This window comes from Gordonia sp. L191 (assembly GCF_030077625.1).
Lineage (GTDB): Bacteria > Actinomycetota > Actinomycetes > Mycobacteriales > Mycobacteriaceae > Gordonia > Gordonia polyisoprenivorans_A.
Window position 1 is genome coordinate 3,363,656 of the sequence record NZ_CP125996.1, and the last position, 18,721, is coordinate 3,382,376.

General features: G+C 67.3%; 20 protein-coding genes. 12 read left to right on the forward strand and 8 right to left on the reverse strand.

What is annotated here, in order from left to right:
• The first annotated feature begins 58 nt into the window (after positions 1-58).
• The 3 genes from QNM97_RS15190 (at position 59) to QNM97_RS15200 (ending at position 2,708) form a co-directional block, all read left to right on the forward strand.
• Positions 59-385 (forward strand): type VII secretion target, encoded by a 327-nt coding sequence (locus QNM97_RS15190; RefSeq protein WP_283819222.1) that lies wholly within the window; start codon positions 59-61, stop codon positions 383-385.
• Positions 385-1,335 carry a C40 family peptidase gene (locus QNM97_RS15195; protein WP_283819223.1) on the forward strand — a complete coding sequence of 317 codons (951 nt, stop codon included), beginning with the start codon at positions 385-387 and terminating at the stop codon, positions 1,333-1,335. Before QNM97_RS15190 ends, QNM97_RS15195 begins: the two co-directional genes overlap by 1 nt.
• Positions 1,336-1,412: 77 nt before the next feature.
• Complete coding sequence (locus tag QNM97_RS15200) at positions 1,413-2,708, forward strand: SatS C-terminal domain-containing protein (RefSeq protein WP_283819224.1); 1,296 nt, start codon at positions 1,413-1,415, stop codon at positions 2,706-2,708.
• 93 nt (positions 2,709-2,801) lie between these two features.
• On the opposite strand, the gene QNM97_RS15205 is transcribed toward QNM97_RS15200, so the two are convergent.
• From QNM97_RS15205 to QNM97_RS15215, 3 genes are read right to left on the reverse strand one after another with little or no spacing between them, the layout of a single operon-like run.
• Entirely contained in the window at positions 2,802-3,932 is a 1,131-nt protein-coding gene (locus tag QNM97_RS15205) for an adenosine deaminase (protein ID WP_283819225.1), read from the reverse strand.
• Positions 3,929-5,275 (reverse strand): thymidine phosphorylase, encoded by a 1,347-nt coding sequence (locus QNM97_RS15210; RefSeq protein WP_283819226.1) that lies wholly within the window; start codon positions 5,273-5,275, stop codon positions 3,929-3,931. Before QNM97_RS15210 ends, QNM97_RS15205 begins: the two co-directional genes overlap by 4 nt.
• Positions 5,272-5,673: a cytidine deaminase gene (locus tag QNM97_RS15215; RefSeq protein WP_283819227.1), complete on the reverse strand. Its 402-nt coding sequence runs from the start codon at positions 5,671-5,673 to the stop codon at positions 5,272-5,274. Before QNM97_RS15215 ends, QNM97_RS15210 begins: the two co-directional genes overlap by 4 nt.
• 251 nt (positions 5,674-5,924) lie before the next feature.
• On the opposite strand from QNM97_RS15215, the gene sdhC reads away from it, so the two are divergent.
• From sdhC to QNM97_RS15235, 4 genes are read left to right on the forward strand one after another with little or no spacing between them, the layout of a single operon-like run.
• Entirely contained in the window at positions 5,925-6,332 is a 408-nt protein-coding gene (gene sdhC / locus QNM97_RS15220) for a succinate dehydrogenase, cytochrome b556 subunit (protein ID WP_208795650.1), read from the forward strand.
• Positions 6,333-6,344: 12 nt separating this feature from the next.
• A complete protein-coding gene (locus QNM97_RS15225) occupies positions 6,345-6,797 on the forward strand; it encodes a succinate dehydrogenase hydrophobic membrane anchor subunit (RefSeq protein ID WP_208795649.1) in 453 nt (150 codons plus the stop codon).
• 59 nt (positions 6,798-6,856) lie between these two features.
• Positions 6,857-8,611: a succinate dehydrogenase flavoprotein subunit gene (sdhA, locus tag QNM97_RS15230; RefSeq protein ID WP_283819228.1), complete on the forward strand. Its 1,755-nt coding sequence runs from the start codon at positions 6,857-6,859 to the stop codon at positions 8,609-8,611.
• Complete coding sequence (locus QNM97_RS15235; RefSeq protein ID WP_006367508.1) at positions 8,611-9,399, forward strand: succinate dehydrogenase iron-sulfur subunit; 789 nt, start codon at positions 8,611-8,613, stop codon at positions 9,397-9,399. Before sdhA ends, QNM97_RS15235 begins: the two co-directional genes overlap by 1 nt.
• 115 nt (positions 9,400-9,514) lie before the next feature.
• On the opposite strand, the gene QNM97_RS15240 is transcribed toward QNM97_RS15235, so the two are convergent.
• Positions 9,515-10,078, reverse strand: a complete 564-nt coding sequence (locus QNM97_RS15240) for a Uma2 family endonuclease (RefSeq protein ID WP_283819229.1) — start codon at positions 10,076-10,078, stop codon at positions 9,515-9,517.
• Positions 10,079-10,208: 130 nt separating this feature from the next.
• On the opposite strand from QNM97_RS15240, the gene QNM97_RS15245 reads away from it, so the two are divergent.
• From QNM97_RS15245 to QNM97_RS15260, 4 genes are all read left to right on the forward strand, one after another.
• Positions 10,209-10,667, forward strand: a complete 459-nt coding sequence (locus QNM97_RS15245; protein WP_283819230.1) for a hypothetical protein — start codon at positions 10,209-10,211, stop codon at positions 10,665-10,667.
• Positions 10,668-10,787: 120 nt separating this feature from the next.
• Positions 10,788-12,308, forward strand: coding sequence for an APC family permease (locus QNM97_RS15250; RefSeq protein ID WP_283823217.1), 1,521 nt, complete (start codon positions 10,788-10,790; stop codon positions 12,306-12,308).
• Positions 12,298-13,179 (forward strand): universal stress protein, encoded by an 882-nt coding sequence (locus QNM97_RS15255; RefSeq protein ID WP_208795645.1) that lies wholly within the window; start codon positions 12,298-12,300, stop codon positions 13,177-13,179. The genes QNM97_RS15250 and QNM97_RS15255 overlap by 11 nt, the downstream gene beginning before the upstream one ends.
• Positions 13,176-13,922, forward strand: coding sequence for a type 1 glutamine amidotransferase (locus QNM97_RS15260; protein WP_283819231.1), 747 nt, complete (start codon positions 13,176-13,178; stop codon positions 13,920-13,922). Before QNM97_RS15255 ends, QNM97_RS15260 begins: the two co-directional genes overlap by 4 nt.
• Here QNM97_RS15260 and QNM97_RS15265 read toward each other — a convergent pair.
• The gene (locus tag QNM97_RS15265; protein WP_283819232.1) at positions 13,843-14,664 is read right to left on the reverse strand and encodes an HD domain-containing protein; all 822 of its coding nucleotides are present in this window, start codon (positions 14,662-14,664) and stop codon (positions 13,843-13,845) included. The genes QNM97_RS15260 and QNM97_RS15265 overlap by 80 nt on opposite strands.
• The gene (locus QNM97_RS15270; protein ID WP_283819233.1) at positions 14,582-15,220 is read right to left on the reverse strand and encodes a TetR family transcriptional regulator; all 639 of its coding nucleotides are present in this window, start codon (positions 15,218-15,220) and stop codon (positions 14,582-14,584) included. Before QNM97_RS15270 ends, QNM97_RS15265 begins: the two co-directional genes overlap by 83 nt.
• 74 nt (positions 15,221-15,294) lie before the next feature.
• Between QNM97_RS15270 and QNM97_RS15275 the strand changes: the two genes are divergently transcribed.
• On the forward strand, positions 15,295-15,717 hold the full coding sequence (locus QNM97_RS15275) for a PaaI family thioesterase (protein WP_283819234.1): 423 nt from the start codon (positions 15,295-15,297) through the stop codon (positions 15,715-15,717).
• A 4-nt stretch (positions 15,718-15,721) separates the two neighbouring features.
• Here QNM97_RS15275 and QNM97_RS15280 read toward each other — a convergent pair whose 3' ends face one another.
• Both QNM97_RS15280 and QNM97_RS15285 read right to left on the reverse strand, forming a co-directional pair.
• Positions 15,722-17,137, reverse strand: coding sequence for an NAD(P)/FAD-dependent oxidoreductase (locus tag QNM97_RS15280; protein WP_283819235.1), 1,416 nt, complete (start codon positions 17,135-17,137; stop codon positions 15,722-15,724).
• A complete protein-coding gene (locus QNM97_RS15285; RefSeq protein ID WP_283819236.1) occupies positions 17,134-18,633 on the reverse strand; it encodes an aminobutyraldehyde dehydrogenase in 1,500 nt (499 codons plus the stop codon). The genes QNM97_RS15280 and QNM97_RS15285 overlap by 4 nt, the downstream gene beginning before the upstream one ends.
• Positions 18,634-18,721: the final 88 nt, after the last annotated feature.

The window sequence follows — 18,721 nt, forward strand, 5'->3', positions numbered from 1 at the left end:
TCGCCGCTCGGTCGCGATTCGATGGAACCAGAGCGCCGGCCGTTGCGTCCAAATCTGCATGATCGAACAACTCTCCGTATCCCCCGCGGCACTGTCCGCCCATGCCGCCGGCGAGGCGGCTGCTGCGGCCCGGGTCGGCGCCCACGCGGTCGCCACCGACCTCACGCCTCTCGCGCTGACCTTCGGGCTGATCGGCGCGGACTTCCTCACCACCCTGGGCCGGGTCCTCGACAGCAGGCGCGACCGGCTGACCGCCGTCGCTGACCGGCACCTGACCCTGTCCGGCGAAAGTGCCGCTGCGGCGGCCGCGTACACCGGTGTCGATGACATGTCGGCCGCCACCTTGTCGATCGCCGCTGGGCCCGCCGCGGAGGTGGACGCCTGATGACATCGGCCGACCTGTTGATCGCTCCGCTGCGAATCCTGGTGACGGCGTTGGGAACCGGTGTGCTGCCGGGTAATGATCCGGTCAGCGCCATCGCGGCCCTCGCACCGGATCTGGCATCGACCCGCGACGACGCGCTCGCCGCCGCCACCAGACTCGGCAGCCAATGGCAGGGGCGCGGCGCCGAGGCCGCCGAAGCGGCGTCGCGGGTGACCGCCGGTCACACCACCGCGATCACCGGTGACGACGCGCAGATCGTGACGTTGACGCAGTCCGCGGCCCAGCGGGTGCACGGCGCCGCCCGTCAGCTCGAGTCGCTGGTCGACTCGTTCGATCAGGCTGCGCGCGGCCTCGGTGCCGATTTGTTCTCTCCCACCGGACTCGCGGTACTGCTACCGCTGGCGATCGATCACGTCGGTCGCGGCGTGGCGGTCGTCGAACGCACCCGCGCGGAGCTCGCCGCCGACACCGCGGCGCTGGCCGAACTCGCCCGCCACGATGCACCTGCACCGGTCACCCGCACCGGCGGTCCCGGCGAACGGCCCGCGATCACCGAGGGCGGGGTCGCGATCACCCTGCCCGACGGGTCGATCGCCCACGCCCCGAACGAGCGGGCGGCCGCGGCGGTACGCGCGGCGCTCAGCCAGCAGGGTGTGCCGTACGTGTGGGGCGGTACCGACCCCAGCGGTTTCGACTGCAGCGGCCTGACCCAGTGGGCCTATCGGCAGGCCGGCCTGGAACTGCCGCGGCTGGCCCAGGAGCAGGACTCCGCCGGATTCGCGGTGGCCCAAGCCGATCTGATGCCCGGTGACCTCGCGGTCTGGGACGGTCATGTCGCGATGTATGTGGGCAACAATCAGCTCGTGGAGGCCGGGGACCCCGTCCAGGTCTCACCGCTGCGGACCACGAATGCCGGCCAGGGCTTTCAGGGCTTCTACAGGCCGCGATGAGTGTCGATGCAGAAGTTCACCTGCCCGTCGTGGGGCCGGTATGGCGCTCACAGGCGCGATCGCTACGCTGTGACGTCATGGCCGGAGACATTGTCCCCATCGAGCTCGGACTGACCGACGGAAACAGCTTCACCCTGTGGGCACCCCGCTGGCGGGAGGGCGACGACGAGTGGGAGGCATTCCTCGGACTCGACGAGGACCTCTACGTCTTCGGCAGTGTTGCCGAACTCGTCGCCTTCATCCGCACCGACGACGACAACGATCTCGTCGAGCACCCCGCGTGGGAAACCGTCAAGGGTCTGCAGGCCGACGAACTGGTCCCCGACGACCGCCACTCCTATGACCTGGTGGGCGTCCCCGAGCTTGCCGCCGAGGACCCGACACCGGAGGTGATCGCCGAACTCGAGGACGCACTGGAGATCGTGCGCATCCTCGGCGAGGTCTGCGAGCTGACCGTCATCACCAAGTTCTTCAACGGCAACCCGATCCTCGGTGCGGTGACCACCGGCACCCGTAACTTCGAGGGCCGCGACGGCACCGACCTGTGGGTGCGCATCGGTCGACTGATCGCCAAGCACTGGGACAACGTGCTCGACGCGATCGACGAGGTCATCAGCACACCCGAGGTCGACAAGGCAGCGGTGACCACCGCCGAGGCCGAACTCGAGGCCGCGGCCTCCGCCGAGGACGAAGACGAGCCCGACGAGGATCTCGACCTCGTCGGCGACGCCGACACCGAATCGCCCGACGATTCCGAGTCCGATCTCGCCGACGACGACACCGACGACGAAGAAGAGGACACCGACGAGGACGTCGACGACGACGATTTCTGGGCGTCGGTGGGCATCGACCCGATTCGCATCGTGACCGGCGCCGGCGAGTTCCTCTCGTTGCGGTGCTACCTCGGCGACGATCCGGTGTTCCTCGGTGACGACGGCAAGATCTTCGTCTTCGCCTCACCGCGCTCGCTGTCGAAGTTCCTCGCCGAGGACAGCTCTCATGATCTCTCGGGTGTGTCGACCTTCGACGACGTCCGCGTCGCCGCGACCGACGGTTCCCTGGAGTTCGACGTCATCGACGACAACGTCTACGTGCTACCCGGACTCGTCGAGGACATCACCGACGGACCCCGACGCATCGATCGCAATCAACTGGAGCTGGCGGTCGAATTGTTCACCGACGCAGCCGATTACGCCGGCGACGACTCGGTGGCCGAAGCGCTGGGCTCGACGACGCCACTCGGCTGGTTCGTCGACTACGCCACCAACCCCGACCCCAAGCGGATGGCGCCGAGCCCCCCGTTCGACAACGAGGCCGAGGCGTGGCGGGCCCTCGAGCACGAGTTCGAGGATCGGCTCGTCAAGAAGCGGTGACGGCGCGGGCGACCGCTGCCCATCACCGCCGGTTCCGGGTGATCTGGTACCCGGGTTGCGGGTACAACATCACCCGGAAGGCAGCCGCGGGCCTCAGCCCTGCAGCAGCACCGCGTAGCCCGGCTTGATGACGTCGTCGATGAACGCCAACCGCTCGTCGAAGTGGATGAACGCCGACTTCATCGCGTTGACCGTGAACCGTTCGAAATCGGCCCAGCCGTAACCGAATTGGTCGGAGAGTTTCGCGAACTCCTTGCTCATGGTGGTGTCGCTCATGAGCCGGTTGTCGGTGTTGACGGTGACGCGGAAACGCAGCCGGGCCAGGACGTTGAACGGATGCTGTGCAAGCGAGGCCACCGCACCGGTCTGCACATTGGAGCTCGGGCACAGCTCGAGCGGAATCCGCTTGTCACGCACGATATTCGCGATCAAACCGAGTTCGGCACCGGGAAACGCGTCGTCGTCGGGTTGCGCGCCGGGCGGCAGGGTGATGTCGTCGATCACCCGCACCCCGTGCCCGAGCCGGTCGGTGCCGCAGAAACCGATCGCCTCGTGGATCGACGGCAGTCCGAACGCCTCCCCCGCATGGATGGTGAACGGTGCGCAGTTGGCCCGCATGTATTCGAAGGCGTCGAGATGACGGCTCGGCGGATGACCGGCCTCGGCACCGGCGATGTCGAATCCCACCACTCCTCGATCGCGATACCGCACAGCCAGTTCGGCGATCTCCCGGGAGCGCGCGGCGTGGCGCATCGCGGTGACCAGACACCGCACGGCGATCGGGTGACCGGACTCCGCGGCGGTCCGCTCGCCCTGCGCGAACCCGCGCAACACCGCCTCGACGACCTCGTCGAGCTCCAGGCCGCGCTCGAGGTGCTGTTCGGGTGCGTAGCGGACCTCGGCGTAGACGACGCCGTCGGCGGCGAGGTCCTCCACGCATTCGGCCGCGACCCGCTCGAGTGCACCGACGGTCTGCATGACGCCAACGGTGTGGGCGAAGGTCTCCAGATAGCGCTCCAGCGAGCCACTGTCGGCCGCGTCGCGGAACCACACCGCGAGGTCATCGGCCGTCTCCGCCGGTAGTTCGTCATAGCCGGTCTCCCGGGCCAGCTCCAGCACGGTCGACGGCCGCAGACCGCCGTCGAGGTGATCGTGCAACAGCACCTTGGGTGCGAGGGTCAGGGCAGCGGGATCGAGCGGGGAACGCGGCGGCATCGACGTCATGATCCGAACCTAACGTGTTCGATCACCAGCGGCCGGGCGACCGCGGCGGCCTCGGGTGCGGTACCGGTGCCGTCGGAACTCGGCTCCGCGACGACGTCGACCGCGCCCGCCAGTGCTGCCCGCGCGGGACCGAACCGTTCGGGAGTCGCGGTGTGCAGCGTGAACAGCGCCGCACCCGCCTCGACGAACTCTCCGGGACGCACGTGCCACTGCACCCCGGCCTCGGACTGCACGGCCTCACCGGGCACCGACCGCCCGGCACCCAGTCGCCAGGCGGCGTCGCCGACCGCTCGCGCATCCAGCCGTCGCACACGACCGGACGTCTCGGCGACGACGACGTCGGTGTGCCGGGCCCGGGGCAGCGGTGCATCCGGGTCGCCGCCCTGCGCGGCGATCATCGCGCGCCAGGAGTCCATGGCGCGCCCGTTGCGCAGATGGTCGGCAGGGTCGAGGTCGGAGATCCCGGCTGCGGCAAGCATCTCCCGCGCCAGGGCCACCGTCAGCTCGACGACGTCGGCGGGCCCGCCGCCGGCGAGCACCTCGAGTGATTCGGCGACCTCGACGGCGTTGCCCGCACAGCGTCCCAGCGGGGTGTCCATGTCGGTCAGCAGCGCCGAGGTCGCCACCCCGGCGCGATGTCCGAGCTCGACCATGGTGGCCGCGAGTTCGCGCGCGGAATCGAGTTCGGGGAGAAACGCCCCCGAGCCGACCTTGACGTCGAGCACCAGTGCACCGGTGCCCTCGGCGATCTTCTTGCTCATGATCGAGCTCGCGATCAACGGGATCGATGCGACGGTACCGGTGATGTCACGCAACGCGTAGAGCAGACGATCGGCGGGTGCCAGGTCGGGACTGGCCGCACAGACCACCGCACCCACCGCCTCGAGCTGGCCGAGTATCTCGTCCATCGACAGGTCCGCACGCCACCCCGCGATGGACTCCAGCTTGTCCAGCGTGCCGCCGGTGTGTCCGAGGCCTCGGCCCGACAGTTGGGGCACCGCAACACCATACGAGGCGACCAAGGGCGCGAGCGGCAGGGTGATCTTGTCCCCCACCCCGCCGGTGGAGTGTTTGTCGACGGTGCGAAGCGGCCGACCGTCGCGGCGCAGATCGCCGAAGTCCGCGCGTCGCCCGCTGTCGATCATCGCCTGCGTCCACGTGGCGATCTCGCGACGGTCCATCCCGCGCAGCACGATCGCCATCAGCAACGCCGACATCTGCTCGGGCGCGACCGACCCCCGCGTGTAGGCGTCGACGACCCATCGGATCTGACCGTCGCTCAGCGAGCCGCCGTCGCGTTTGGTGGCGATGACCGAGATCGGGTCGATGATCTCGGCGCTCATCGCAGTTCCCCGTCACCGTCGAGGGTGCCCGCACCGAGGTCGTCGGGTCCGAAAGCGTGGGGCAGCAACTCGGCGAGCCGCAGTGGCCCGTCGGCATGGTCGACGAGCAGCTCCGCGCCACCGAACTCCCAGAGCACCTGTCGGCACCGTCCGCACGGCATCAGCACCACCCCGCGCGAGTCGCACACGCTGACCGCACGTAGTCGTGATCGGCCCGACCCGACCAGCGCCGTCACCAACGCGACCTCGGCGCAGACACCGAGCCCGTATGAGACATTTTCCACATTGCCACCGGCCACCAGATCACCCTCGTCGGTGAGTCCGGCAGCGCCCACCGGGAACCGGGAGTAGGGCGCGTAAGCGCGGGCGATCATCTCATTCGCCTTGTGGCGCAACATTTTCCAGTCGATTTCAGCAGACAGGGCAAACTCCCGGTGAACAGTGCGGGGCCGGATCACACTCGCCGGCGCATCGTCAGATCAATGGTAAGGCAAACCTAAGTCGGAATCTCTTGTCGCCCAAATCTGTTCGGGCAGTTTTCGACCACCCTCAGCATAGGTTTAGAGTCTGATGCATGGGTCCATGGTGGAGCCTGAAGATGCAGGCTGCCACCAGAGTCCATCGACGATGTTGGAGGCCGATTTTCGCAATGAGCACCCCGACCGAAACCGCACCCGACCCGGTGCGCAAGCGATCTCTGTACCGAGGCGACCCCGGGATGTGGTCGTGGGTACTCCACCGGATCACCGGTGTCACCATCTTCTTCTTCTTGTTCGTTCACGTTCTGGACACCGCGGTCATCCGGATCGATCCGAACAAGTATTCCGAGATCATCGAGACTTACAAGACGCCCATCATCGGCCTCATGGAGATCGGTCTCGTCGCCTGTGTGCTGTACCACGCCCTCAACGGTGTGCGCATCATCCTCGTCGACTTCTGGTCGAAGGGTGCCAAGTTCCAGCGGCAGATGCTGTGGACGATCCTCACGCTGTTCGTGATCGTCTTCGCCGCCGCTGCGGTGCGGCTCCTGCAGATTCTGATCGAGCACTCGTTCTAGGAGAGATCACCGATGACCGCATCCTCCCCACACCTGGCCAAGACGCTCGGCACCGACTACGACCGGCCGGCCAGCCTCGACAACCCGCGCTCCCCGCGTGCCCGCAAGGGCGGCAACTTCGAGAAGTACGCGTGGCTGTTCATGCGCTTCTCCGGACTGGCGCTGATCATCCTGACCATCGGGCACATGTTCATCATGTTGGCCTGGGACAACGGTGTGCACCGCATCGACGCCTCCTTCGTGGCGGCGCGGTGGAAGGAACCCTTCTGGCAGATCTGGGACCTGACGATGCTGTGGTTGGCCCAGTTGCACGGCGGCAACGGTGTGCGCACCGTCATCGCCGACTACTCGCGCAAGGACTCCACCCGGTTCTGGCTCAACGTGCTGCTCGGGATCTCGATGATCCTCGTGCTGGTGCTCGGTACCTATGCGCTTCTGACCTTTGACGTCAACAGCGTCAACTGACGCCACGGACTCTCGTCTCTGACGCCCCGCCCTCGTCGACTCCAGGAGATTCGAAACACATGCAGGAACACCGCTACGACGTCCTGATCGTCGGTGCCGGCGGCGCCGGGATGCGCGCGGCGATCGAGGCCGCCCCCCGCGCCCGCACCGCAGTGCTCACCAAGCTCTATCCCACTCGCAGCCACACCGGCGCGGCGCAGGGCGGCATGTGTGCCGCCCTGGCCAACGTCGAGGAGGACAACTGGGAGTGGCACACCTTCGACACCGTCAAGGGTGGTGACTACATCGTCGACCAGGACGCCGCCGAGATCATGGCCAAGGAAGCCATCGACGCGGTGCTCGACCTGGAGAAGATGGGTCTGCCGTTCAACCGCACCCCCGAAGGCCGCATCGATCAGCGACGTTTCGGTGGCCACACCCGCGATCACGGCAAGGCACCGGTCCGCCGTGCGTGTTACGCCGCCGACCGCACCGGCCACATGATCCTGCAGACGCTGTACCAGAACTGCGTCAAGCACGACGTCGAGTTCTTCAACGAGTACTACGCGCTCGATCTCTGCCTCAGCGAGAACGAGGCCGGCGAGCCCGTCGCCACCGGCATCGTCGCCTATGAGCTCGCCACCGGCGAACTCCACGTCTTCCACGCCAAGTCGATCATCTTCGCCACCGGCGGCTCGGGTCGTATGTACAAGACCACCTCCAACGCCCACACCCTCACCGGTGACGGCATGGGCATCGTGTTCCGCAAGGGACTTCCGTTGGAGGACATGGAGTTCCATCAGTTCCACCCGACCGGCCTGGCCGGTCTGGGCATCCTCATCTCCGAGGCGGTCCGCGGCGAGGGCGGCATCCTGCGCAACGTGGACGGCGAACGCTTCATGGAGCGCTACGCCCCCACCATCAAGGACCTCGCGCCCCGCGACATCGTCGCGCGCTCGATGGTCCTCGAGGTCCTCGAAGGCCGGGGTGCCGGCCCCAACAAGGACTACGTCTACATCGACGTGACCCACCTCGGCGAGGACGTCCTCAACGAGAAGCTCCCCGACATCACCGAGTTCGCCCGCACCTACCTCGGCGTCGACCCGGTGACCGAATGGGTGCCGGTGTTCCCTACCTGCCACTACGTGATGGGCGGCATCCCGACCACCATCGAGGGTCAGGTCCTGCGCAACGCGACCGATGTGGTCCACGGCCTCTACGCCGCCGGTGAGTGCGCGTGCGTGTCGGTGCATGGCGCCAACCGCCTGGGCACCAACTCGCTGCTCGACATCAACGTCTTCGGTCGTCGGGCCGGGATCGCCGCCGCGGAATACGCCAACTCCGCCGAGCTCACCGAACTGCCGGAGAACCCGACCGCGATGGTCGACGCGTGGCTCGAGACGATCCTCTCCGAGCATGGACACGAGCGGGTCGCCGACATCCGGACCGAGTTGCAGGCCTCGATGGACGCCAATGCGTCGGTGTTCCGCACCGAGGAAACCCTCAAGCAGGCACTCACCGACGTCCACGCGCTCAAGGAGCGCTACGCCCACATCCGTGTGCACGACAAGGGCAAGCGGTTCAACTCCGATCTGCTCGAGGCCATCGAACTCGGCTTCCTGTTGGAGATGGCCGAGGTCACCGTCGTCGGCGCACTGAACCGCAAGGAGTCGCGCGGCGGCCACGCCCGCGAGGACTATCCCAACCGCGACGACGTCAACTACATGCGGCACACGATGGCCTACAAGAAGGGCGACGATCTGCTCAGCGACATCGAGCTGGATTGGAAGCCCGTCATCCAGACCCGCTACGAGCCGATGGAGCGTAAGTACTGATGACAGTGACCATGGAGAATCCGGCTCCCTCGTCCGACGACCCGCCATTGCCCGCGGTTCCGGACGAGGCGACGATGGTGACGCTGAAGATCTACCGGTTCAATCCGGAGAACCCCGACGCACAGGGTTTCGAGAGCTTCCGCGTCCCGGCGCTGCCGACCGACCGCCTGCTGAACCTGCTGCTCTACGTCAAGGGCTACCTCGACGGCACGCTCACCTTCCGGCGCAGTTGTGCTCACGGGGTGTGCGGCTCGGACGCCATGCGCATCAACGGCGTGAACCGGCTCGCCTGCAAGCTGCTGATGAAGGACTTACTCCCGAAAGACAAGAACAAGGAGATCACCATCACCATCGAGCCCATCAAGGGGCTTCCGGTGGAGAAGGATCTCGTGGTCAACATGGAGCCGTTCTTCGACGCCTACCGGGCGATCAAGCCATTCCTGATCACCAGTGGCAACGAGCCGACCCGTGAGCGCATCCAGTCCGCGGCCGATCGCGCCCGCTTCGACGACACCACCAAGTGCATCCTGTGCGCGTGCTGCACCACCAGCTGCCCGGTGTTCTGGAACGAGGGCAGCTACTACGGCCCGGCGGCGATCGTGAACGCACACCGCTTCATCTTCGACAGTCGTGACGAGGGCGCCGTCGAGCGTCTCGACATCCTCAACGACATCGACGGCGTGTGGCGCTGCCGCACCACCTTCAACTGCACCGACGCCTGCCCGCGTGGCATCCAGGTCACCCAGGCGATCCAAGAGGTCAAGCGCGCACTCATGTTCTCGCGCTGAGCTTTTCGCAGCTGACCGTTTTCGCAGCGGGACACAAGCCACCTCTGCAGCCCCGATTCAGGCCCGCACCCTTTCGGTGCGGGCCTGAATTGTCGGACGAGGCCGGTGCGCCGACTCAGTCGACGAGGTCGGCCGGCACGATGTCGACGGCGAACGGTGCGGTCACCGCGAGACATTCCTCGCCGACGGCCGTGCCGGAATCGACGTAGGCCCCGTCGACCAGCGACCAGGTGGTGATCGAGGTCGGAACAGCGGGATCGACGACCCAATAGTGCGCGCACCCGCCCCGCCGGAGCCTGTCCTTCTTGAGCAGCATGTCCACTCCTCGCGTCGACGGCGACGCGACCTCGATCGCGAGCGTCGGCGCCTGTGGGAGGTTGGTCTCGGCGAACGCCGACCGGGGTGCCACGAGGAGATCCAGCTGCAGGCAGGTGTCCTCGGCGAGCACCACATCCAGCGGGGCGAACAACACCTCGAGGTCCGGCGGACACGCGGCGTGCAGCAGCAGGTGCAGCCTCGCCACGACTCGCTGGTGCCGAGGCGTAGGGGCCGGACCCACGATCAGGACCCCGTCGAGAAGCTCGTAGCGCCAGCCGTCATCGGGCATGGACTCTAGGTCCGCGTACGTCAGACCGCTGCCGTGCGGCAGGCCCAGGATCTCGGTGGTCACGGTTGTCATGGTAAGTCGCCTCCCGGTTCACGGCGACAAGCATGACGCACGACGGGTCCGCGCCGACCGCACCGCAACTGCCTGCGGACAACACACGACCACCCGGAACCGATCAGGCCCCCGCTGCGTCCAATCGGTCATGACTCACCGCAACGCCCGCCCGCATCCCCTCATCCTGCTCGTCCTCGCCGTCGTATCGGCGGGGTGCCTGGCCGCGGGCCTCACCCCGCCGCCGGTGGCGGCATCGACGGATCTCACGAATCCGCCTGCGCCCCGATCCCCTGCGCCCCAATCCCCTGCGACACCCCTGACCATCACGATCGCCTCCGACGAGGAGGTCAACGAGCAGTTGCTGTGGTACGACGCGAACGGCCGCCCCCGACATCAGTTCGACGTGCGGCTCACCGATCACGACGCACGGACCGACCGATGGACCGGATCGTTGACCCTGACCCCCACCGGCGACCGGCGAGACACCCACCGTGCCGTGTTCATGTCCGGTGGCGAGGTCGCGCAATGCACCATCACCTCCGGCTCCCGCACGGTGGCGACCGACGACGCCGAGGGGCCCGCCGCCATGGCGGTCTGCGAGTGGTGAAACATCCGACAAACAGCCCGTTCACGACGGATTCCACGACATTTCTTGAATGTTGTCACTAATTCCGTCATCACGCTGCGCGCTGATGACGGAAACCCTACTCTGTCTCCAGCACACGGACTGAGTGGGAGCAAGACATTGACCGAAAGCGTTCACGCCGAGATCCAGGGCGACAAGGGTTTACGAGCCGGTTCCATCGGCCTCGTCGGCAATGTGATCATCGGGCTGTCGGCGGTGGCGCCGGCCTACAGCCTGGCGGCCACATTGGGGTACGTGGTGGCCGCGGTGCACACCAAGGCTCCGGCGATGTTCGTCGTCGCCTTCATCCCGATGCTGCTGGTGGCGTTCGCCTACCGCGAGCTGGCGAAGGACACCCCGGACTGTGGGACCACCTTCACCTGGGGAACCAAGGCGTTCGGCCCGTGGGTCGGCTGGATCGGCGGGTGGGGGCTGGCCGTGTCGGCCATCATCGTGCTGGCCAACGTCGCCGAGATCGCCGCGGTGTATCTCCTCAAGTTCCTCGGCCTGGAGAGCCTGGCCGACACCTTGTGGATCAAGGTGCTGCTCGGGTGTGTCTTCATCGCCGGGATGACCTGGGTCAGCATCCGGGGCATCGTCATCAGCGAGCGATTGCTCTCGGCGCTGATGTTCATCCAGTTCGGCGTCCTGATCCTCGCGAGTGTCATCGCACTGGTCAAGGTCGGCACGGGACATGCCGGCCCGCAGGCGATCTCACCGGAATGGAGCTGGCTGTGGCCGAGCGGGCTGAGCCAGTCCGAGATCGCGGCCGCGGTGATCCTGTGCATCTTCATCTACTGGGGGTGGGATGCATGCCTGGCGGTCGGCGAGGAGACCAAGGATCCGGAGAAGACGCCCGGCCGGGCCGCGGTGATCACCTGCCTGATCCTCGTCGCGACGTATGTACTCGTGGCCTATGCCGTCCAGGCCTTCGCCGGCTTCGGTGAGACCGGAATCGGACTCAACAACCCGGACAACGCCGACGACGTGCTGACGATTCTCGGCAAGCCGGTGGCCGGTGGCATCCTCGCCGCCGCCCTGCTGCTGACGGTGAGCGTCTCGGCCATCTCCTCGACCCAGTCGACGATCCTGCCGACCGCCCGGGGCAGCCTGTCGATGGCGGTCTACAAGGCGATCCCGGATCGCTTCTCGAAGATCCACCCGCGCTACATGACCCCGGCTTTCGGCACCGCGGTGATGGGTGTCTCGGCGCTGGCCTTCTACCTCGTCCTGTCCATAGCGAGCCAGAACACGCTGGCCGACTCGATCGCCTCGCTCGGTCTCGCAGTGGCGTTCTACTACGGGATCACCGCGTACTCATCGGTCTGGTATTTCCGGCGCACGCTGTTCTCCTCGGCTCGGAATTTCTTCATGCGCGGGCTGTTCCCGCTCCTCGGCGGCGCCGCGATGACGTGGGCGTTCCTCAAGAGCGCCATCGACATGTTCAATCCCGACTACGGCTACACCTCGGTCGGGCCGGTCGGCGGCGTGTTCATCCTCGGAGTCGGCATGCTGGTGCTCGGCATCCCGCTCATGTTGGCCTGCTTCGCCCAGCGCCGAGAGTTCTTCCAGGGCAAGACACTGACCGCCACGACCGAAGTGAAGGTTCCCGATGTCTACTGACTCCTCCGCACGCCCGAGACTGACCGTCGGCTATCTCGCCACGCCATCGGGCGACGACGGTATCGCCCTCGCGGTCGCTATCGCCCGAAAGACCGGCGCGGCCATCGATCTCGTGTGCGTGGTGCACCCCGTCCCCTACGACGGACACCCCGGTGTCGAGCAGTATCAGGCCCGCCTGGAGAACCAGGCGGCAACCTGGCTGGCCGCCGGTGCCGCACGCATCCCCGACGACATCGAGACACGCACGGTCGTGGTGGTCGACGAATCGTTCACCGACGGCCTGATCGGTCTGGCCCAGCAGGCCGGTGCCGAGATGATCGTGGTCGGCGGCACCGGGGACGGGCTGATCAGCCGACACACGCTGGGTACGGTCAGCACCGAATTGCTGCACTCGGCACCGCTCCCGGTGGCGCTGGCCCCGCGCGGGTACGCCACCCGGCCCGCAGTCGCCCTGGACATGGTCACGGTTGCCGTTCCGGTCAAGCCCACCACCAGCAATCCCCTACCGTTCGCCCTGGCGTTCGCCGAACAGGCACACCTGGATCTGCGTCTGGTCTCCCTGGTCTCCTTGGAGTCGCCGTTCGACGACGACCTCTCGCGCAGTGCGCGCGCACGCCGCGTCGAGGTGGTCCGGGATCTGCTGGAGAAGACGAGGGCCGCCGTCGATTCCGAGCTGGATATCGAGGTGCTCGTCGCCGACGGACCCACCCTCGACGAGGCGCTCGACAATCTACAGTGGGACGACAACGATCTCGTGGCGGTCGGCTCGGGTCACCTCGGCGCCGAGAACCGGGTATTCCTGGGGAGTACCGCGGCCCGCATCCTGCGCTGGACCACAGCACCGGTGATCGTGGTGCCGAGGACCGAATGAGAACTGCCGCGCCGCGCCCCCGGGTTCTCGTCCTTCAACACGCCGAGACCGAGCCACCCGGGGCCTACCAGTCCGCTCTCGACGATCTCGCCGACCTCACACTGGTACACGCATGGTCTGAACCGCTGCCACCGGACCCATCGGCCTTCGACGGCATCGTGGCGATGGGTGGCGGAATGGGTGTTGCCGACGCCGATACGCTCGGCTGGCTGCGCGCCGAGATCGGATTCCTGCGTCGCGCACTCGAACAGGGCGTGGCGGTGTGGGGCGTCTGCCTGGGTTCGCAGTTGCTCGCCACCGCACTCGGGGCCCGCGTCTACACCGGAGCCGTCCCCGAGATCGGGATACACGAGGTGGCACTCACCGAGGACGGGCGCGCCGACGAACTTTGGGGCAGCCTGACGCCGACCCCACTACGCACGGTGCAGTGGCACTTCGACAGCTTCGACCTACCCACCGGTGCAGTGCGTCTCGCGTCGTCGGCGGCATACGCCAATCAGGTGTTCCGCCACGGGAATTCCTACGGAGTGCAGTGCCACCTCGAGGCCGACCGGACGATGGTCAAGGCCTGGCTGGACGCCGAGTCGCAGGCCACGGTCGAAGCGGCCATCGGTGGCGCCGCCACCGAACGGTTTCCCGCCGACGCCGCCGTGACCGCCGCCGTCACCGCTCCCCTTGCCGATGCGCTTCTTCGGCGGTGGTTGACCCTGTTGGGGTCGGCCGCCGCCGCTCCAACGGATTGAGTCGCATCGCAGCCCCGAGCCCGACCCGACGGATCACCGCGGCAGTCGACGCCGGTCTCCGTCGCGACTCGACCGCGATCAGTGCACCGAACTCGGATCGGAATCCGTTGCGGGGGAAGGCATCGAGGACCGTTGCGACGTGTGCACGGGTGACCTCGCCGACACGGTGGCCCGCCACGTCGAGGTGAGCGGCGTCGTGAAGCGCCCGATCCACCTCGCCGGACCCGGCCCGCGGCGCGAAGTGGCCGGCGATCGCGGCGGACACAACATCGGCTAGATCGGTACGACCGTACCGGATGCAGTGGTCTGCGGCCGCAACCCCACCGGCCACGGCGAAGCATCCGAATTCCTGCACGTCGCCGCCCAACTCGAGGTCGTGCAGCAGGCACGCCACCACCAGCGCCTCCGGGTCCGGCGTCAGCCCGTCGACCTCGGCGAGTGCCATGGCCCATTCCCAGCATCGCCAGCTGTGTTGGTACACCGCCGGTGAGAGTGTGTCCCGAGCCATTTCGTCGGCGTGACGGCAGACCGCGGTGTCGGGTATGGGGATGAGCGGACGTGACGGACCGGTGCCCGGTCCGCGCAACGACCGCGGGGTCAATCGCACCGAGGCCGCGAGAGCGGCCACGGCGATCCGCGCCTGCTGAGGTGTCGAGTGCTCACCGGGCCGCATGGTCATCACCAGCCAGATCGTGGGTATGGAGCGCGACGGCGCGTCGCAGAAGGCCGTCGGGGTCGTCATCGATCACACCGCGCTCCACCAGCGCAAGCAGCCCATTGATCCCGGCCCAGGCAACAACAACCTGCTCGCGAACCTCAACTCGATCGCGCGGAGGCAGCGGGCCATCGGCAATGCGATCGACCACTTCATCAACGACACCCAGCAGGATCGCAGCGATCTCCCGACGGGCGATACCGACCGCCGGTGTCGGGTCGTCGGCGACGTCGGACAACCCGAGCAACCGGAAGGCCAGGGGTTCATCGCGGTGGAAGTCGACGTATTCGGTCAGCGCGGCACGCGCGGCCGGTCCACCGGGAGCGACCGACTGCAACGTCTGTGACATGCGCTGGGCGTGCCGTTGTGCCGCAGCACATGCGAGGACCGCGTACACGTGAGCCTTGCCTCCGTCGAAATTGGCATAGAGAGAGGTCAGGGCGATGTCGGCGGCGGCGGCGAGGGCGTCGACCGAGGTCTGTCGATAGCCGTCGCGCGCGAACAGGGTGGCAGCCGCGTCGAGGACGGCGGCGCGGGTGCGGCGCCGTCGCCTGTCGTGGGGCTCGGAGAGCAAGGAGGTCATGTGTCAAACATAGTCACACTATGTTTACATAGTCCAACTAGTTTTTCGTATCTCGACTACACCGAGGAGTATCCATGACGACGGAATTCACCGACGGCTCGATGGTGATGCGTGCACTCATCCCGCAATCCCCCTTCGTGGCCACCCTGGGCATCACGCTCGACGACATCTCCGACGGCCACGCCGTACTGCGCATGCCGTTTCGCCCCGACCTGACCACGGTGGGCGAGATGGTGCACGGCGGCGCGCTCAGCGCATGTGCCGACATCGGGGTTATGGCTGCGGCGTGGTCCGGGCGGGAGATCCCCGCGACTCTGCGAGGCGTCACCACGTCACTGTCGGTCACCTTCGTCTCGCCGCTGATCGCAGCCGATCTGAGGATCGTTGCCGACCGCCTGTACGGCGGGAAACGACTGTGTCACTGCACTGTCGACCTGCGTTCGGCGACCGACGACACCCTCGTCGCCCGCGCTACGGGCACCTACCAGGTCGGTTGAGGGCTCAGCTGTCGAAGCCCAGGCCGACCTTGTCCATCGCGGTCAACCATGCGCCTCGCTTGCCCTCGCGACGCTCGCTGCGGGCGAGTTGGTGGCGGGTCAGCGTGATCCCGGTCCACCGCAACGGTTCCGGCGGGAACGGAATCGGCTTGGAGCGCACCATCTTCAGGGCGGTTCGCTCGGTCGACAGGCCGTCGACGAGATCGAGTGCGGTCGCCGCGGCGAAGTGTGAGGCCCCGACGCCGAGGCCGGTGAAGCCGACCGTAGTCACCACCCGACCACCGTGCGAGCGGTCCCAGAAGGCACAGAACCGTGAGCAGGTGTCGATCACGCCACCCCAGGTGTGACTGGCGCGGACACCCTCGAGCTGCGGGAACATCTGCAGCAGGTGTTCGGCCAGCAACGCGAACTCGGCCGGCTCGTACTCATGACGACGCGAGTCGTCGGAACCGTAGTGGTAGAGCGCATCCCAGCCACCGAACAGAATCCGATCGTCGGCGGTCAGCCGGAAGTAATGGAAGCGTGGACCACAATCGGCCAGACCCTCGCGCCCGGCCCAACCCAGCGCCGCCCGCCGCTCGGCATCGAGGGGCTCGGTCATCAGGGCGTAGTCCCATACCGGAACGATATAGGGCCGAAGTCGCCGCACGAGAGACGGACTCGCCGAGGTCGCCAGGACGACCCGATCGGCGACGACGTCACCGAACCCGGCCTCCGCGCGCATCCGGCCGTTCTCGCGCCGCAGTCCGCAGACCTCGGTGTGTTCGTAGATGCGCACCCCGAGCCGCTCGGCCGCCGCAGCCAGCCCCCACGCGAGTTTCGCGGGGTCGAGCATGATCACCTCGGGGTCGAAGAGCGCAGCCTTGACCATCGGCGAGTTCACCCGCGCCCGCGCCTGCGGTCCCGGCAGCAACGGCATCTCCTTACCGAGAAATGCTGCTGCCGAAGACATCTCCCGAAGATCATCGACCTGCCAGTCGGCGTTGGCGATGTCGAGTTCGCCGGTGCGCTCGGCATCGGCGTCGATGTCCAGGCGGGCCAACGCGGCCTCGATCTCGTCGAGCGTCTCACTCCCCAGACTCAGCAACGTGTCCATCTCGTCCTCGAAGCGATCGATGCCGTTGCCGAGTCCGTGAGTGATGCTCGACGAGCAGAATCCGCCGTTGCGGCCGGAGGCGTGCTCGGCGATGCGATCACGTTCGACCAGCACGATCCGCCGGCCCGGGTCCCGTTCGGCGGCGGTCACCGCGGTCCACAGTCCGGTGAAGCCACCGCCGACGACCAGCAGGTCGGCGTCGATCTCCTCCGACAGCCGCGGACGCGCGGCGGGACGGTCGGGCCGGTCGAGCCAATACGACGTCGGCGCGGCCTGTGCCACCATCTCGACGGCCCGGCGTCCCGGTGTGCTCGCCCACGTCATCGCGAACCCCGACCCGGATCGGCGAACACCGTTCGGTGCCAGTCCTTCTGCGCGACACCGGTGTTGTCGCTCATCACGTGTTTGATGGTCAGGTACTCCTCGAGTGAGTACATCGACATGTCCTTGCCGAAGCCCGAGGCCCCGACCCCACCGTGCGGCATCTCGCTGATGATCGGGATGTGGTCGTTGATCCACACACACCCGGCGTGGATCTCCCGGGAGGCGCGGCCGGCGCGGTAGACGTCGCGGGTCCACGCCGAGGCCGCAAGACCGTAGACGGTGTCGTTGGCGCGGCGGATGGCGTCGTCGTCGTCAGTGAAGGCCGAGACGGTCAGCACCGGGCCGAAGACCTCGTCCCGATAGATCTCCGACGACTCGGCGACATCGGCGATCAGCGTCGGCGGATAGAACGCCCCCGGTCCGTCGGGCACCTGCCCACCGACGACCACCCGGGCACCCTGCCCAGGTGCGCGCGCCACCATCTGCGCGACCTTGTCGCGGTGGGCGGTCGAGATCAACGACCCCATGTCGGTGGCCGGATCCCGCGGATCACCCACCACCACCGACCCCATCACCTCGGCCACCCCGGCGACGAAGTCGTCGTAGAGGTCGGCGGCCACGATCGCCCGGGTTGCCGCGGTGCAGTCCTGACCGGCATTGATGAGCGACCCGGCGACGGCACCGGCGATGGCGGCATCGAGATCGGCGTCGTCGAAGACCACGAACGGGGCCTTGCCGCCGAGTTCGAGTTGAACGCGGGTGCCATGGGTGGCGGCCTGACCCATCACGGTCCGGCCGACCGCGGTCGATCCGGTGAAGGTGACCATGTCCACGTCGGGATGACCGGCGATCGCGGCTCCGACCTCGGCGCCGGTGCCGACCACCACGTTGAGCACGCCGTCGGGCAGGCCCGCCTCGGTGGCCAGTCGCGCCAGTGTCAACGTGGTCAGCGGTGTCAGCTCGGCCGGTTTGAGTACGACGGCACACCCGGCGGCCAACGCGGGCAACACCTTCCAGACCGCCATCTGCAGTGGGTAGTTCCACGGCGTGATCGACCCGACGACACCCACCGGTTCGCGGCGGATCGAGCTGGTGTGGTCGCCGGAGTACTCGCCGCTGGCCTTGCCCTCCAGAATGCGGGCAGCGCCTGCGAAGAAACGCACGTTGTCGATGCTGCCCGGCACATCGAATTCACGGGAGAGCCGGATCGCCTTGCCGGTGTGCGCGGTCTCCTGCTCGGCGAGCAGATCGGCCTCTGCGTCGAGGGCAGCCGCAAGCGCCGCGAGTACCTCGGAGCGCTGCGCGGGAGTGGCTGCACCCCAATCCCTTTGGGCACCGCGAGCTGCCGCCACGGCGGCATCGACATCGGCCGGTCCGGCCAATGCGAGCTCTGCGACGGACTCACCGGTGGCAGGATCGAGAACGGTATGGTCCGGTCCGGCACCGTCGATCGGCGCGCCGGCGATCCATCCGGACGGGATGCTGGTGGTCAACACGGCTGCGATCCTACCGCCAATAATGCGGATTCGCGATTCTTTCCGGCAATTTTATGACGAAATCAGAAGTATCGGTTGCGCTTTACCA